Origin of the sequence: Paraniabella aurantiaca (assembly GCF_050309965.1) — a bacterium.
Taxonomy (GTDB): Bacteria; Bacteroidota; Bacteroidia; order Chitinophagales; family Chitinophagaceae; genus Niabella.
Window position 1 is genome coordinate 1,747,631 of the sequence record NZ_JBLOSY010000001.1, and the last position, 14,833, is coordinate 1,762,463.

16 protein-coding genes are annotated in these 14,833 nt (G+C 42.8%); 11 read left to right on the plus strand and 5 right to left on the minus strand.

All coding sequences use genetic code 11. The annotated features are described in order from the left end of the window. Positions 1-52: 52 nt before the first annotated feature. Complete coding sequence (locus ACLOAU_RS07520) at positions 53-754, plus strand: SDR family oxidoreductase (protein WP_427861244.1); 702 nt, start codon at positions 53-55, stop codon at positions 752-754. 28 nt (positions 755-782) lie between these two features. Then, a complete protein-coding gene (locus ACLOAU_RS07525; RefSeq protein WP_427861245.1) occupies positions 783-2,189 on the plus strand; it encodes a BatD family protein in 1,407 nt (468 codons plus the stop codon). A 7-nt stretch (positions 2,190-2,196) separates the two neighbouring features. On the opposite strand, the gene ACLOAU_RS07530 is transcribed toward ACLOAU_RS07525, so the two are convergent. Next, positions 2,197-2,511, minus strand: a complete 315-nt coding sequence (locus ACLOAU_RS07530) for a DUF3817 domain-containing protein (RefSeq protein WP_427861246.1) — start codon at positions 2,509-2,511, stop codon at positions 2,197-2,199. 168 nt (positions 2,512-2,679) lie between these two features. Here ACLOAU_RS07530 and ACLOAU_RS07535 point away from each other — a divergent pair, with 168 nt between their 5' ends. The 6 genes from ACLOAU_RS07535 (at position 2,680) to ACLOAU_RS07560 (ending at position 6,383) form a co-directional block, all read left to right on the plus strand. After that, positions 2,680-3,219 (plus strand): hypothetical protein, encoded by a 540-nt coding sequence (locus ACLOAU_RS07535; RefSeq protein WP_427861247.1) that lies wholly within the window; start codon positions 2,680-2,682, stop codon positions 3,217-3,219. 21 nt (positions 3,220-3,240) lie between these two features. Then, positions 3,241-3,759, plus strand: a complete 519-nt coding sequence (locus tag ACLOAU_RS07540; RefSeq protein ID WP_427861248.1) for a phage tail protein — start codon at positions 3,241-3,243, stop codon at positions 3,757-3,759. 50 nt (positions 3,760-3,809) lie between these two features. After that, entirely contained in the window at positions 3,810-4,328 is a 519-nt protein-coding gene (locus ACLOAU_RS07545; protein ID WP_427861249.1) for a phage tail protein, read from the plus strand. Positions 4,329-4,393: 65 nt separating this feature from the next. Beyond that, positions 4,394-4,918 carry a phage tail protein gene (locus ACLOAU_RS07550; RefSeq protein ID WP_427861250.1) on the plus strand — a complete coding sequence of 175 codons (525 nt, stop codon included), beginning with the start codon at positions 4,394-4,396 and terminating at the stop codon, positions 4,916-4,918. Positions 4,919-4,937: 19 nt separating this feature from the next. After that, on the plus strand, positions 4,938-5,513 hold the full coding sequence (locus ACLOAU_RS07555; RefSeq protein WP_427861251.1) for a leucine-rich repeat domain-containing protein: 576 nt from the start codon (positions 4,938-4,940) through the stop codon (positions 5,511-5,513). Positions 5,514-5,552: 39 nt separating this feature from the next. Further along, positions 5,553-6,383: a hypothetical protein gene (locus ACLOAU_RS07560; RefSeq protein WP_427861252.1), complete on the plus strand. Its 831-nt coding sequence runs from the start codon at positions 5,553-5,555 to the stop codon at positions 6,381-6,383. A gap of 103 nt (positions 6,384-6,486) precedes the next feature. Here ACLOAU_RS07560 and ACLOAU_RS07565 read toward each other — a convergent pair whose 3' ends face one another. From ACLOAU_RS07565 to serS, 4 genes are all read right to left on the minus strand, one after another. After that, a complete protein-coding gene (locus tag ACLOAU_RS07565) occupies positions 6,487-7,689 on the minus strand; it encodes a DUF1501 domain-containing protein (RefSeq protein WP_427861253.1) in 1,203 nt (400 codons plus the stop codon). A gap of 112 nt (positions 7,690-7,801) precedes the next feature. After that, on the minus strand, positions 7,802-9,265 hold the full coding sequence (locus tag ACLOAU_RS07570; protein ID WP_427861254.1) for a DUF1800 domain-containing protein: 1,464 nt from the start codon (positions 9,263-9,265) through the stop codon (positions 7,802-7,804). A 172-nt stretch (positions 9,266-9,437) separates the two neighbouring features. After that, positions 9,438-9,758, minus strand: a complete 321-nt coding sequence (locus tag ACLOAU_RS07575) for a hypothetical protein (protein ID WP_427861255.1) — start codon at positions 9,756-9,758, stop codon at positions 9,438-9,440. Between the two features lie 12 nt (positions 9,759-9,770). Then, entirely contained in the window at positions 9,771-11,045 is a 1,275-nt protein-coding gene (gene serS / locus ACLOAU_RS07580) for a serine--tRNA ligase (protein ID WP_427861256.1), read from the minus strand. A gap of 163 nt (positions 11,046-11,208) precedes the next feature. Between serS and polA the strand changes: the two genes are divergently transcribed. The 3 genes from polA (at position 11,209) to ACLOAU_RS07595 (ending at position 14,832) form a co-directional block, all read left to right on the plus strand. Next, positions 11,209-14,061, plus strand: coding sequence for a DNA polymerase I (gene polA, locus ACLOAU_RS07585; protein WP_427861257.1), 2,853 nt, complete (start codon positions 11,209-11,211; stop codon positions 14,059-14,061). Between the two features lie 131 nt (positions 14,062-14,192). Beyond that, positions 14,193-14,405: a DUF8507 family protein gene (locus tag ACLOAU_RS07590; RefSeq protein WP_427861258.1), complete on the plus strand. Its 213-nt coding sequence runs from the start codon at positions 14,193-14,195 to the stop codon at positions 14,403-14,405. A gap of 4 nt (positions 14,406-14,409) precedes the next feature. Further along, positions 14,410-14,832 (plus strand): putative toxin-antitoxin system toxin component, PIN family, encoded by a 423-nt coding sequence (locus ACLOAU_RS07595; protein ID WP_427862682.1) that lies wholly within the window; start codon positions 14,410-14,412, stop codon positions 14,830-14,832. Position 14,833: the final 1 nt, after the last annotated feature.

A 14,833-nucleotide genomic window follows, 5' to 3' on the forward strand; every position in this document is an offset into this window, starting at 1 on the left:
AATACAGAACTTTATGCGGTATGTTTATTGCAAATAAAGAAAAGATAATATTATGAAGACTATAGTAATTACCGGCGCATCAAGGGGTATCGGCTTTGCCATTGCCGAAATATTTGCACAAAACGGCTATAACCTCCTGCTTACTTCGCGCAGCGATATTAATTTATATAAGGCAATGGAAACATTGCAAACAAAATACGATACCATTGAGATCAGGGCGAAAGCATTTGACTTATCCGTTAAAGAGGAGGCTATTGCTTTTGGTGCCTGGTGCCTGCAATATGCTACACCGCAAATACTGGTGAATAATACCGGCAGTTTTGAACCGGGTAATATTGGTGATGAGACAGACGGTGCCTTAGAAAACCAGATAGCTACCAACCTGTATAGTGCCTATCATGTAACCAGGGCATTACTACCGGCCATGAAGCAGGGAAAAAGCGGTCATATCTTCAATATGTGTTCTATTGCATCTTTAAAGGCTTATCCCAACGGTGGTGCTTACAGCATTAGCAAATATGCCCTACATGGTTTCAGTACTAATTTGCGGGAGGAGTTGAAAACACAGGGTATTAAAGTTACTTCGGTTTTTCCCGGCGCTGTATTGACTGACTCCTGGGAGGGATTTGACAATAGCGCCAAACGTATTATGGAAGTAACCGATGTTGCTGAAATGATATGGGCAGCATCTAAACTTTCGTTTGCTGCCTGTGTGGAAGATATTATACTGCGGCCCCAGTTGGGTGACCTGTAACGTATTCAATATTAAAAATGTTTGGGTGATGAAGTATCTTATTTCCTTTGTATGGGTCTTATTTTTTGCTGTTGTCAATGCGCAGGACGAAGACTATGTGTCGTTGCAGGACCGTTTAAAAAGCAATATCTTCCTTAAAGTAGAGGCCAGTAATACGGATTGCTTCGTGGGGGAGCCGATCATTGTAACCTATAAGCTCTATAGCGCACTGGCTACCGAATCGAGCATTATTAAGAATCCTTACTTCGATGGTTTTGATGTGAAAGACCTGAAGGGGGGCTCAGATAATATTGCCTCCCGGGAAACTGTCGATGGAGTACGTTTTGACGTGCACACCTTATTGAAACTTCAATTAACCCCAAGAAGAGCCGGCAAATTAACTCTCGGAGCCCTCACCGTACGAAACCGGGTAAAGCTGGTAGATAGCCGAGGCAACGAAGATCCCATACTCGATGGCGTGGAAGAAGGCTATACACTGAATAACGGCTATTTTACTTTGCCTGTATCATCAGTGCCACTCACAGTTTTGGTAACCGCCCTGCCCGGAAGCGCGCCATCCGCTACACCATCGCAATCTAAGGGCCTGGTAGGCGATTTTAAAATGGATGTACAGCTTTCTAAAAAGTTATTGGCACCGGGAGAGCAGGCGCAATTAACTATTATGCTTACCGGCAGAGGAGATTTCAGTAAAATAGAACAACCCGAAATAGACTGGCCCGAAGCGGCAGATGTATTAGCTGCACGGGTGGATGAGGACAAAACGCAAAAGGAAGATGGAAGCGGTTATAAATCGTTTGTTATACCTTTTACGATTAATGCGCCAGGCAAATATATCATTCCTTCTATTCGCTTTTCTTTTTTTGATGCGCAAAGCAGCCGCTATAAAACCATCACCAATATTCCGGTTGAAATAAGTGTAGTAAACGAGAGGGGCAATACCACCTATGTTCCGCAGGTTTCTGATGATGAGAACCGGCCCATATTTATTGGGGGAGGTATTGCGCTGCTGGTAATAATTGCCATTATCCTTGTATGGGTGAATCGCTCAAAGAACAAAAGAAAAGTGGTTCAGCCTGTTCCGGATCAACCGGCAGCAACGGTTAAAAACACGCCCGTTCGTAACAATACTATTTCTGTAGCAGCAGCGCTGCAACCTGCTACTGAAAAAATGCACGAAACAGGGAGCGGCTTTAGTGAGTTGCTGAAACAGGGTATTATACAATACCTGCGGGCCCGGTGGAACTTGCCGGCAAACTTCTACAGCAATGCGTCTTTACAGCAGGCAATGGCCGACAAAGATATTCCCAATGCCCTTCAAACAGAGTTGTTGCAGCTACTGGCAACTATCGACATGAATATGTACAGTGGGGGAGGAACCGATACCGACAGGCAAGGCCTGCTCAATGAGGCAACCCTATTACTTCATCAAGTATAAACCGGCCTTATTGTGCGTTTACCTGTGGGTATTCCTTTTTTAAACGGGCATCTAAAATAAAAGTGCCAAAGGGAAGCAATGAAGCAACAAATGCCAGAAAAGCTTTACCAAAGCTCCATTTTAAGCCAATCCATACTTTGAGCAGGTAAGCGCAGAAAAGAACAAATAATACGCCATGCGCCCAGCCTATGTATTTCACACCTTCAGGAATGTCGGCCAGGTATTTTAAAGGCATTGCTATCAACAACAATAATAAATAAGAGATGCCTTCAAGGAAAGCAATTTTCATGAAAATCTTAAGATCCTTTAATGCTGAGCTCATAATTCTAAATGGTTAAAAGCAAAACAAGCATCGCTCGAAAAAGTTTAAACAAGGTTTAATTTTTAGTTAAAATAGTTCTACCTTCATGTTGAAAATGCACCTTCGGAGGGAAAAGCCCAAACTACTCTTACCTCCATTGATGACTTTATAACGACTAAACCAAATAACGTGAGCGCACTGCAAGCAAGCCGAAGAGGTTTTTTAGGTAGCCTGGCTATTCTAACCGCAGGGGTAGCCCTTGGCAGTAATGCCACCGGTCTATTTACCCATAATAACTTAGTGTCAGATTTAAAAAAGAATTGGGAGGACTTCTGCCGGCAACAGTCTGCCAAAACTTACTCGGGTGTGTTAAAAGCTAAAAGAGAAATTGTGGCATGCCAGGGCCATGAGCCTCGTGAAGGACAATTGGTTTACTTTCCGGGAGATAACATAGTAGCACAACCGATATGGATATACTGGGCTACTAACAAAAACAAGCCTTCAGATGTAATCATAAATTTTTACAAAGAAGATGTTGCAGTTGGCACGCTGAATCAATTTGAGATGAAGGCTCTGTGTGAAACAAAAGACGAGGCCAATTGCTTAATGGCTTTTTTACAGCTAAATAATGACGGAGTCAAACTATTTACAGCGCACACTAATGTCGGGGTCAACAATCATATTACCACTCAATTCAAAGTTTTAAAACCAGCAAGTGTACTTGCATAATTAATCTTTAAGCATATTTTTATGGAAACCTACCTCGCTACGATCATGCAGTTTGCGTTTGGCTTTGCTCCCAAAGGCTGGGCACTATGCAACGGGCAGTTAGTGGCTATTGCTCAAAATCAGGCATTGTTCTCACTTTTAGGAACCACTTACGGAGGAAATGGGACAACTACTTTTGCCCTTCCAGATCTTAGAGGCAAAACCGCCATTGGTTTTGGACAGGGCTTGGGCCTTCCCTCCTATAGTCTTGGAGAGATAGTTGGGAAAGAATTTGTAAATCTGACCATAGCCAACATGCCGCAACACCGGCATCTTATTAATGCTTCTTCGGAGGCAAGTGATGCAGCCAGTCCGGCAGGTGCATTTTTTGCCAATACGGGCCTTAAGGATGGTGAGTATAAAACGTCGGGAGCCCAGGTAGCAATGAATGCCGCAATGATGGCTAATGCAGGTAGCGGTACACCAGTTTCGGTTATGCAGCCTTACTTGGTAGTGAATTATTGTATTGCAATGCAGGGCGTATACCCTTCACGGAACTAGATGCCAACGCTTAAAAAAGAAATTCCAAAGAAAATTTAAATAAATATATTATGACCGAACCTTTTATAGGAATGATTTGCATATTTGGCTTTAATTTTCCTCCCCGCAGATGGGCTTCCTGCGAGGGGCAGATCTTAAGCTTGCAACAAAATACGATACTGTTTGCACTTATAGGAACGCAATACGGAGGGAACGGACAAACCACATTTGCCCTTCCGGACCTTAGAGGACGAGCACCGGTTTCTCAGGAAAATGCGTCTGGCGCAGTTGGTATGCTGGAGGGAACGTCGAACAGCACTTTGTTATTGTCAAACCTCCCCGCGCATAATCATTTAATCAATGCATCATCTGCAGCAGGTGATACGGCGGCTCCGGCGGGTGCTTACAGGGCCAATACCGGGGTTTTTGACAAAGAGTATAAAACCACTATAGCGACACCCACTACTGTGCAAATGAATGCGTCGATGGTGGGCAATACCGGTTCTAATACGGCATTTTCAATCATGCAACCCTCGATGGCGATGAATTATTGTATTGCTATGGAGGGCATTTTCCCTTCATTTGGTTAGGTGAAGATGCACTTTTGGGGACGGTGGTTGAATCACACTACTACATAAATTTAAAAAGATAATCAATGAACCCATTAATAGGAATGATTGCCATGTTTGCTTTTAACCGGGTGCCCGTTGGATGGGCGCTATGTAATGGCCAGTTGCTCTCAATTGCTGAGTATGAAACGCTTTTTACATTAATAGGCACTACCTATGGCGGCGATGGGCAATCAACGTTTGCGGTACCTGATTTACGCGGAAGAGTGCCCTTGCATCTGGGTACCGGTGTAGGACTTTCCCCCCGAGTTATCGGAGAAAAGGCTGGTACAGAAACCGTTACATTATTAACGCAACAATTGCCGGTACATAATCACCCTATAATAGCCGTGTCAGATGAAGGTGATACCAGCGCGCCTGCAGGCGCTTATCTTGCAAATGCCGGTGGATTGGATAAAGAATATAAGGCCGCGTTAACAGGGCCGGTACAGATGAATGTGGCAACAGTGAGCATTTCAGGTGGCAGCCCGGCACCTTTTTCCATTGTTCAGCCTACCCTCACTCTCAATTTTTGCATTTCATTATTTGGAATATTCCCTTCGTCAAACTAAAGAAAAATTAAGCTACAATATGTCAGATACAACGGTGTGGAACGGGTTAGAGCAACAATGGAAGGATGCGTTTGGCACTACGATATTAGGTCATACCAATACACCTGATGCATTGGAAATGGAGCGGCTTTTTTCTTCAAAAGTTATAAGAATGGCAGGCCCGCGCGCACCCTATCCAAATATGACTTTTGAGTTGACCAATCTTTCGGGGATAGAGCATCTTCAAGACCTTGAAATACTGGTGGTAACCCATCACCAAGTAAGTAATATTAAACCGTTACAGGTGCTCCAAAAATTAAAATCGCTTTTTCTTTTTAATAATGAAATAGAAAGCCTCGAAGGAATTGAAGAGCTTGCTGATCTGGAGCAACTATATGTGCAATCCAATAAGATCAGTTCTTTAAAACCTCTTCAAAAACTCACCCGTCTGAAAGAAGCATATGTAAATAATAATTTGATTGCCTCGTTAGAGGGCCTTACCGAAGCACATGCCGATACCCTGGAGGTTTTTTTCTGCAAACCCAATGAAGCATTAAAACAGAAAGAAATAATTTATGCCGAAAACCAGTTGGGTATTAAATGCCGGAGCATCTGAAGTAAAATAAAAAACACGATCACCCTAAAGAACCACAACATGAAAAATCTTTATGCGCTCATTATAGCCCTGCTGTTGTATGGAGCGATAAACGCTCAAACCATAACTGTAAATGGCGCCTGTATTGCCGGACCGGTGACTTTAACGCAGGGTACTAATCCTGCATTAATCGACGGCAAACCTTATTATGTAGGAACGGGTACCGTAGCCGGAAATACAGGTGTTCAGATAGCTATAGAATGGGACAATACCGAAAACCTTTGGCTCTTTACCCTTGACGGAGGCTATGTTATGTTTACCAGCAGTGCTGCTACACAACAACCTCCAGGCACCGCCAGCACTGTTTTTGACTGGGACCCTTTGGAGGCCGCTCCCTGTGCTTCGCCAGCTCCTTTATCAGTTACCGGTAACGTTGCGCTCTGGGTAACCTTCGGTACTATTGATGCGCATATAAAAGGAAGCAATTTACATGTAAACTGGACCACAGAAAAAGAAGTAAATAATGATCATTTCGAAATTGAAGGGTCTACCGATGGGGAACAATTCGTTACTATTGGCACTCTGAAATCAAAGGCAGAGAATGGCAATAGTGATATTACCCTAAATTATGAGTGGACGGGTAGCGCCGGCATGAGTTTGTCTGTGCTGCCCTACCTTGCGTTTGTTTTGATCTTACTTCTTTTCGTATGCCGTAAAAAAACAATGGTATTGGCTACGGTTGCTATCAGCTTTGTTGCTTTTATACAGGTAAGCTGTAAAAAAGACAAGGATAGTATTGCCAATTCTGAAAATTATTATATCCGCATTGCACAGATCGATAAAGATGGTACTAAAACCTATTCAAAAGTTGTTCGTGTTAACGGGGAATAATCATCCCCTTATACCAACCATTGATCCTTTAAACCTAAAACCCACTGTTTGTTAAGCAGTGGGTTTGTTATTTGCATAAGGTGGGTGATATTCAAATCCGGGCTTATACAAATCCCAGTGTATTGTATTGGCCTCCTAAGATTTTACCGGCATCTGCGCTTAACCAGTTTTTTAAAATAGTGGCATACACATCCTTAAAATCTACATTGTATTTTAAATCTCCTTCATTCAGGTTGGCCAAATCGGGCATGGCATTAAGTATGCCCTTTTGTTTTAATCCTCCACTGATCAGAAACATATTATTGGCGGTTCCATGATCGGTGCCGTTGCTGGCATTTTGTGCTACCCTTCTACCAAATTCAGAGAAAGTAAAAAGCAGCACATCGTTCATGCGCCCGTTTTTCTTTAAATCGTCGGTAAATGCTTTTACGGCATCATTCATCTGGGTAAACAAACGGGACTGTTGTGCATCCTGTCCCACATGCGTATCAAAACTGCCCAGGGAAATATAATATACCTTAGTATTGATCTCCGAATAGATCAGTGATGCAATAGTTTTAAATCCATTTCCCAGGTCGGTATTGGGGTAAGTAGCTCCTGTTGGATGTAGCTTACTTTGTTTAAAAATATAATCAGCCGAAGAAAGGGTTTGCGCCATGGTTTTGTATAGGTATTCTACAGGCTCTTCATCGTGATGGTCATGGACATGGTTCTTCATCACATCCTTAAAAAACTTTTCGTTAGAAGTGCCGAATAGCCGTTTGGGATCTTTAACGGCAATGGCGTTGGCCTGGTCGCCCTTTAAGGCCAGGCTCAACACATCATCTACTTCCAATGCCTGCGTTGGTTTATCGCAGCCCGCACATTGTGCATCCAGGTAGCGGCCTATCCAACCGGTGTTCCAGTATTCGTTGCTTTTACTGGCCGAATGCCATATATCCATACTCCTGAAATGAGAGCGGTCAGGATTAGGGTAACCTACGTTATTTAATATGGCCATATTCCCTTCGTCATACAAACCTTTAAAAGCGGTAAGGGCAGGATGCAGGCTTACTTCATCGGTAAGCGTTGCCGCTTTATCCATTTTTATTCCAAGTCCGGGTCGTAGCTTGTAATAAATGTCGTTACGAACGGGGATGACTGTATTCAATCCGTCATTGCCGCCACTCAGCTGTAAGACCACTACCACCTTATTTCCCGGTGGCACCAGGGCCTGCGACTCAAAAGCCTTCAGGAACTTAGGCATCATGACAGATGCAGTGGCTAATGATCCGATCTGTAAAAACTCTTTACGCTTGATTAACATAATAATATTTTTTGTGAATAGTGAATGGTAAGTAGTAAGTAGTAAGTAGGGTATCTGAAAATTGACTATTCTCTATTGCCTATTCACTTCTCACTATACCTGACTCGCTACTCTAACACAACTGGTATTCCGGCGTGCTCATCAACTGCACCGTGGCCGATCGTATAAATGCTTCACGGGATGATTCATCGATGTTCTTATTAACGACCTCCTGTACCCTGGGTGAGTCGATCTGTAGCAGGTTACTTTTTATAGTAGCTAAAAGTTGTTCCCGTTTTGTTTTTTCGTATTTGTTGATATACTGCGGCCAGTCAATCTGGGCGTCAACTGCACCGTATGGCTTTTTTTGCGGAGCAGACTTGACGGGTACAGCAGCAGTTCCATCTGTTTTCCGCCCCATCATTACATCGTCGTCTTGTTTGGGTGTTACATTGAGTTCATCCCTGTCATAAAACATCTGTGGAATACGCAAACGCATCATCAGGGTGCTGCTGTCGATCCAGGAGCGACCACCGGCCCAGCCCGCAACATTGGGAGGATAAAGTAGCTGCTGCCCTAATATTTTTTGCATATTAAACAGTGCATAGTCATTATCCAGTTTCATAGGTAGCATACGCTGAATGCCAACCAGCAATTCGATGGGCGATTTAATTCTTGCCCCGATATTTTGAGGCTGATAAAACCAGTCGCTGGTAAAAATAGTTTCCATCAGCGCTGCAATATCATACTTGCTGTTATAAAACTGATCGGCCAATTTAGCAACAATTGCTTTGTCGATCTTTTCATTTACAAAAAAAGTATATATTTTTTGAGTGATGAATTGCGCTGTTTGCTTGTTCTCTAAAATAATATTCAACACATCATCGCCATTAAAATTGCCCGTTTTACCCAGTACTGTTTTTTCACCGGTATCATGATTGTTCTCACGAAATACGAATTCACCCTTGCCTGTAGCCGTCCAGCCGGTAAAAGCGCGGGCTGCTTCTTTTATATCTTTTTCAGTATAATTACCACGACCTAAAGTAAAAAGTTCCATTACCTCGCGTGCAAAATTTTCATTAGGCCGTCCTTTCCGGTTTTGCTGGTTATTTAGAAAGTAAAGCATAGAAGCCGAGCGTGATACCTCTTTCAGCAAAGTGCCAAAATCGCTCAGGCCGTGCTTTCTGAATACATTTAACAAAAGCTGGTTATAAAATATATTGCCGTTACGGCTTGCAAAATGACCATGCCAGAAGAAGGCCATTTTTTCACGTAGCTGCGCCGAAGTAGTTACCATCTCTTTCAACCAATAAAGGCTCAGGTTGCGAACGGCGGCTTGCTGCATACGGTTGATTTCCCTCCGCTGCATTTCATCCATATTCTTACGTTTTTCCGCATCCTGCTGCTGTTCGTAAAGGTCAATCAACTCAGAATTCGCCACATTGATATAGGTGGGCTCTTTAGCAGAAGCCTTTACTAATGCTTTATAATATTTTTGCGGCGAGTATTTAGACAGGTCGTTCAACTGCTCAACTGCAGGTCCGAAGCCTGCACGCCATAACAGATGCTGATTCTTTAACTGGTTAGAGATTTCCATGCGACAGTTTTTTATAGGACCGTAACAGTTATCAAAAGTTTAAGAACCTGTTCAAGAATCGTACAAAAAACACCCGGTAATTATTTATTAACAGAGGTTTATATGAATTATATGCACGAAAAAGGGCCTGCATGTGCAAGCCCTTAAATATAAATTGACATTATGGTGTAAACTATGATTTGGCCTTTGCTTTTACATAAGCCATCAGGTCTGCTGTTTCCTGTTCAGAAAGCTTTGCTTTTTTGGCCATAGCCTGCATTAATTTTTCCTGTTCTGCAAAAGTATGCTTAGGCACATGCCCGGTTTCATTACCATGACATTTGGTACACTTTGCAGAAGCCATAATTATACCTCCCGCTTCCACAGAACCCGTAACTGTTGCAGCTACTTCAGGTGCAGGCGGTGGCGGCGGTGGGGGTGTTTTAGACGCTTTAGGCGTACAAGCCACTACTACAGAAGCCAGGATGGTTATTGCCAGAATAGTTTTCTTCATATTGAAAATGAGTTATTTATTAATAGTTTCCTTTCCGAAATATGAATGTAACACTTTTGGTAATTGAATGCCGTTTTCTGCCTGATTATTTTCTAATAGGCAAGCCACAATTCTTGGCAGTGCCAGTGAACTACCGTTGAGCGAGTGTACCAATTGCGTTTTACCATTTTCGTCCTTAAAGCGGATTTTCATGCGATTGGTTTGATAACCTTCGAAGTTGGATGTAGAGCTAACTTCCAGCCAACGTTCCTGGGCAGCACTGTATACTTCAAAATCGTAGGTTAATGCAGAAGTAAAGCTCATGTCTCCTCCGCAAAGTCTTAAGATGCGATAAGGTAGTTCGAGAGCAATTAATAGTTGTTCTACATGAGCAACCATTTCTTCCAATGCTTCATAACTTTTAGTGGGATGCACCAGCTGAACGATCTCTACTTTTTCGAATTGATGCACCCGGTTTAAACCACGCACATCTTTACCAAAGCTGCCGGCCTCTCTTCTGAAACAGGGAGAATAAGCGGTCATCTTAATGGGCAGTTGCTCGGCTTTTACAATTTCATCCCGGTAGATATTGGTCACCGGCACTTCAGATGTAGGGATCATATAAAAGTTATCTGCCTGCATATGGTACATCTGTCCTTCTTTATCGGGCAATTGACCGGTGCCATAAGCAGATGCTTCATTAACCATGAAAGGAGGTAAATACTCGGTATATCCTGCTTCAATATTGTAATCCAGGAAATACTGTACCAGTGCCCGCTGCAGTTTGGCTCCGGCCCCTTTATACAAAGGGAAGCCACTTCCGGTTAATTTAGCCCCGGTTTCAAAGTCTACAATATCATATTCTTTAATTAAATCCCAATGTGGTTTAGCTCCGGCATATAAGGTTGGCTTCACACCGCCCTCACGTACTACTTCATTATCTTCCGGGCTGGTTCCTTTCGGTACTAAAGCAGATGGAAGGTTAGGTAACTGCACCAATGCCTGCTGTAATTCTTCTTCCGTGGAAGAAAGCTGCTCCTGGATGGGTTGTAATTTATTCTTCAGTTCTGCTACTTCTTTTTTCTTGGCTTCTGCCGCATCCTTTTCTCCCTTAGCCATCAGGCCACCAATTTCTTTCGATGCACTGTTTACCGAAGCCTGGGTTGTATCAAATTCCAGTTGTAACTTTTTACGCTGATCGTCCAACGCGATCACCGAATCCACGAGCTCGGGATTTTTAAAGTTCTTTACGGCCAGGCGTTCTTTCACTTCCTGCACATTTTGCCTAATCACATTTACTTGTAACATTATGAATCAATTTGGCGCAAAAATAAACACTAGGGCCGGTACGTAAATAATTTTTATGGATTTGCCGGTGCTTATTATAATCTGATATGGCAGCCTGCCCCTGTCACAAATCTTAAATCATAAATCCGAAATCATCAAACTGAAATCTCCTACCTTAGCATTTATGGAGAAGAAGTTGTTTCTGTTAGATGCTTATGCCCTGGTTTTTCGCGCCTATTATGCCTTAATACGCAGCCCGCGCATTACCAGTAAAAATAAAAATACCAATGCCCAGTTTGGATTTACCAATACGCTGGTAGAACTGTTGAATAAGCAAAAGCCTACTCATATGGCCGTTTGCTTTGATACGCATGAACCTACTGAGCGCCATACCGATTATGCCGAGTATAAGGCTAACCGCCAGGAGACGCCAGAAGACATATTAATTGCTGTACCCGATATCAAACGCATTATTAAGGGGTTTAATATTCCCTGTATAGAAACCGATGGTTACGAGGCAGATGATGTGATTGGCACCCTCGCCAAAAAGGCTGCCGCAGAGAGATATGATGTATACATGGTTACGCCGGATAAAGATTACGGCCAATTGGTATCCGAAAAAATAAAGATCTACAAACCTGGTTACCAGGGTGGCGATGTAGAAATTATGGGCCCCGAAGAGGTATGTGCCAAATGGAATATTAAAAATGTGTCGCAGGTAATTGATGTGCTGGGACTGATGGGTGATGCGGTGGATAATATCCCCGGTATTGCAGGAGTAGGTGAAAAAACTGCAGCCAAATTATTAGCAGAGTATGAGACCCTGGAAAACGTGGTAGCTAATGCCGAAAATATTAAGGGTGCTCTCGGAAAAAAAGTAGTGGAGGGTAAAGACCTGGCCATTCTTTCCAAAAAACTGGCAACCATCATCACCGATGTGCCGGTGGAATTTCACGAGGAAGAGTTTAAAGTAAAAGACTGGAATAAAGAAGCACTAAAAGAGATATTCGGAGAGCTGGAATTCAGAACGCTTGCCAAGAGGTTATTGGGCGAAGAGGTGGACGCATCTGCAGGTGCTGCCCCTTCAGGGGATAAAAAGCCTGCCGGTAAGAGCCTGCAAATTGATCTGTTTGGTAATGTAATAGGCGGCGAAGAGGAAGTACAACCGGCCCCGGTAATTGAAGCAATTGATGATGTTCCTTCTTTTTCAACCTTGAAAAAGTTAAGTGATGTACCGCACGAGTACACCGCCATTACTGGTGTAGATGCTATTAACAACCTGGTGCAGCAGCTTGCTTCATTTGATGAAATTTGTTTTGATACAGAAACGACGAGCATTGATGCGAACCTCGCCGAACTGGTAGGTATGAGCTTTTCAGTAAAGCCGGGAGAAGCCTATTGGGTTCCTTGTCCTGCCGATCGTGCAGAAACAGATATCATACTGACAGCTTTTCGCCCGCTGTTCGACGATGCATCTAAAACATGGATAGGGCAAAACCTGAAGTACGACTTATTGGTAATGAAATGGTATGGCGTTGAATTTAAGGGTAAACTGTTTGATACGATGCTGGCGCATTATGTTATTGAGCCTGATGGTAAACGCAGCATGGATCAGCTAAGTGCCAAATACCTGGGTTATGAGCCCATTCCCATTGACGAACTGATTGGTAAAAAAGGGAAAAGCCAGGGAACCATGCGTGATGTGGAGTTGGAAAAGATTACCGACTATGCAGCGGAAGATGCTGATATTACCCTGCAGCTAAAAGAAACTTTTGCACCCCTTTTAACGAAGAAAGAAGTGCAACGTGTTTTTGATGAAGTGGAAAACCCTTTATTACGTGTACTGACCGACATGGAGTTTGAAGGGGTGCGAATTGATGAAGGATTCCTGAAGGCGTACTCGCAGGAGTTGGAGAAAGATGCGATTGAGGCAGAAAAAAAAGTATTTGAGATTGCCGGTGTTCGTTTTAACCTGGCTTCACCCAAACAGTTGGGTGAGGTTTTGTTTGATAAACTAAAACTGGATGCTTCAGCCCGCAAAACAAAGACAGGTCAATACCAGACGGGGGAAGATGTTTTATTGAAACTGGCTGCCAAAGGACATGCTATTGCAGATGAGATCATTACTTTCAGGGAGCTGACCAAATTGAAATCTACTTATGTAGATGCATTGCCCCAGTTGATCAACCCTAAAACCGGGCGGGTGCACACCACGTACGGGCAGGCGGTTGCCGTTACGGGCAGGCTGGCCAGTAATAATCCCAATTTGCAGAACATACCTGTAAGAACTGACAGGGGTAAAGAAATAAGAAAGGCTTTTATTCCGCGTGATGCCAATCACATACTATTATCGGCGGATTATTCCCAGATAGAACTGAGGATTGTAGCGGGTATCAGTGGCGACGAGAACATGGTGAAGGCATTTAAAAGCGGTGTGGATATTCATACGGCAACAGCGGCGCAGGTATTTAATGTGGCCGTTGAGGATGTAACTAAAGAGATGCGCTATAAAGCAAAGAGTGTCAACTTCGGTATCATTTATGGCCAGGGTGCTTTCGGACTGGCAGACAACCTGGGTATTTCCCGCACAGAGGCCAAAGCGATTATTGATAGTTATAAAAAAGAGTTTTCCGGTATTCAGCGTTATATGGACGATACCATCAATTTTGCGCGGGAGCATGGTTATGTGCAAACATTGATGGGCCGTAAGCGTTGGTTAAAAGATATCAATTCAGGCAACTTTACCGTAAGAGGTTTTGCTGAGCGAAACGCTATTAACTCGCCGATACAAGGTACAGCGGCTGATATGATCAAACTGGCCATGCAAAAAGTACATGCTGCTATGCAAAAAGCAGGTATGAAGAGTAAGATGATCTTACAGGTGCATGATGAGTTGATTTTTGATGCATTACGCGAGGAGGTAAACGAGCTGAGACCATTGATCCTGGAAAATATGGAAGCCGCACTGCCACTGCCTTTTGGCGTGCCTGTTATTGCAGAATGTGGCCAGGGAGAAAACTGGCTGGAGGCACATTAGAAGATATTTTTTGTAAAAACAATTATTGCATTCTTTGGCTTGCAATAGAATTGCTTGCTCATAGGGACGCGAATAGGGTCCCCAAAGGTGTGATATAAATTTTGTAAATTGCAGGATAAAGAAACCTGATTATGGAAGCGGCGTTAAATAATACACAGCTGGAAATATTAAATCTTTTTGCAAAAGAACAAAGCGAAGAAGATTTAAAGGAGATCAAATCTTTACTGATCATGTATCTTGCTGATAAAGTTATTCGGGAAGCAGATAAGTCATTCGATGCTCAAAGCTATACTGCAGAGATATTTGATCGATGGAAAGAAGAGCATTATAGGAAAGCCGGATGACAAAATGGTAGTGACTATTGATTGCAACATTTTTGTTATGAGCCTTACATCCAGGTCTCCGTATCATATTATTTACAAGTCTCTTATCCAGCAAAAATATACCTTGGTGCTTTCTGGAGAAATTCTCCTGGAATATGAAGAGGTCATCCAAAGAAAATACAATGTATCTACGGCTAACGCCTTAGTTTCTCTTCTTAAAGAATTACCTAATGTGCGCTTTCAAAATACCTATTACAAATGGCATTTAATATCTATTGATGAAGATGATAATAAATATGTTGACTGTGCTATTGCTGGATCAGCAAACTATTTGGTAACTCAGGACAAGAATTTTCAAATATTAAAAACTATTAATTTTCCTAAAGTGAATATTATTTCTATCGACGAGTTTATTTTGAAGCTTTCAAAATCCTTGCAAAAAGATTAGC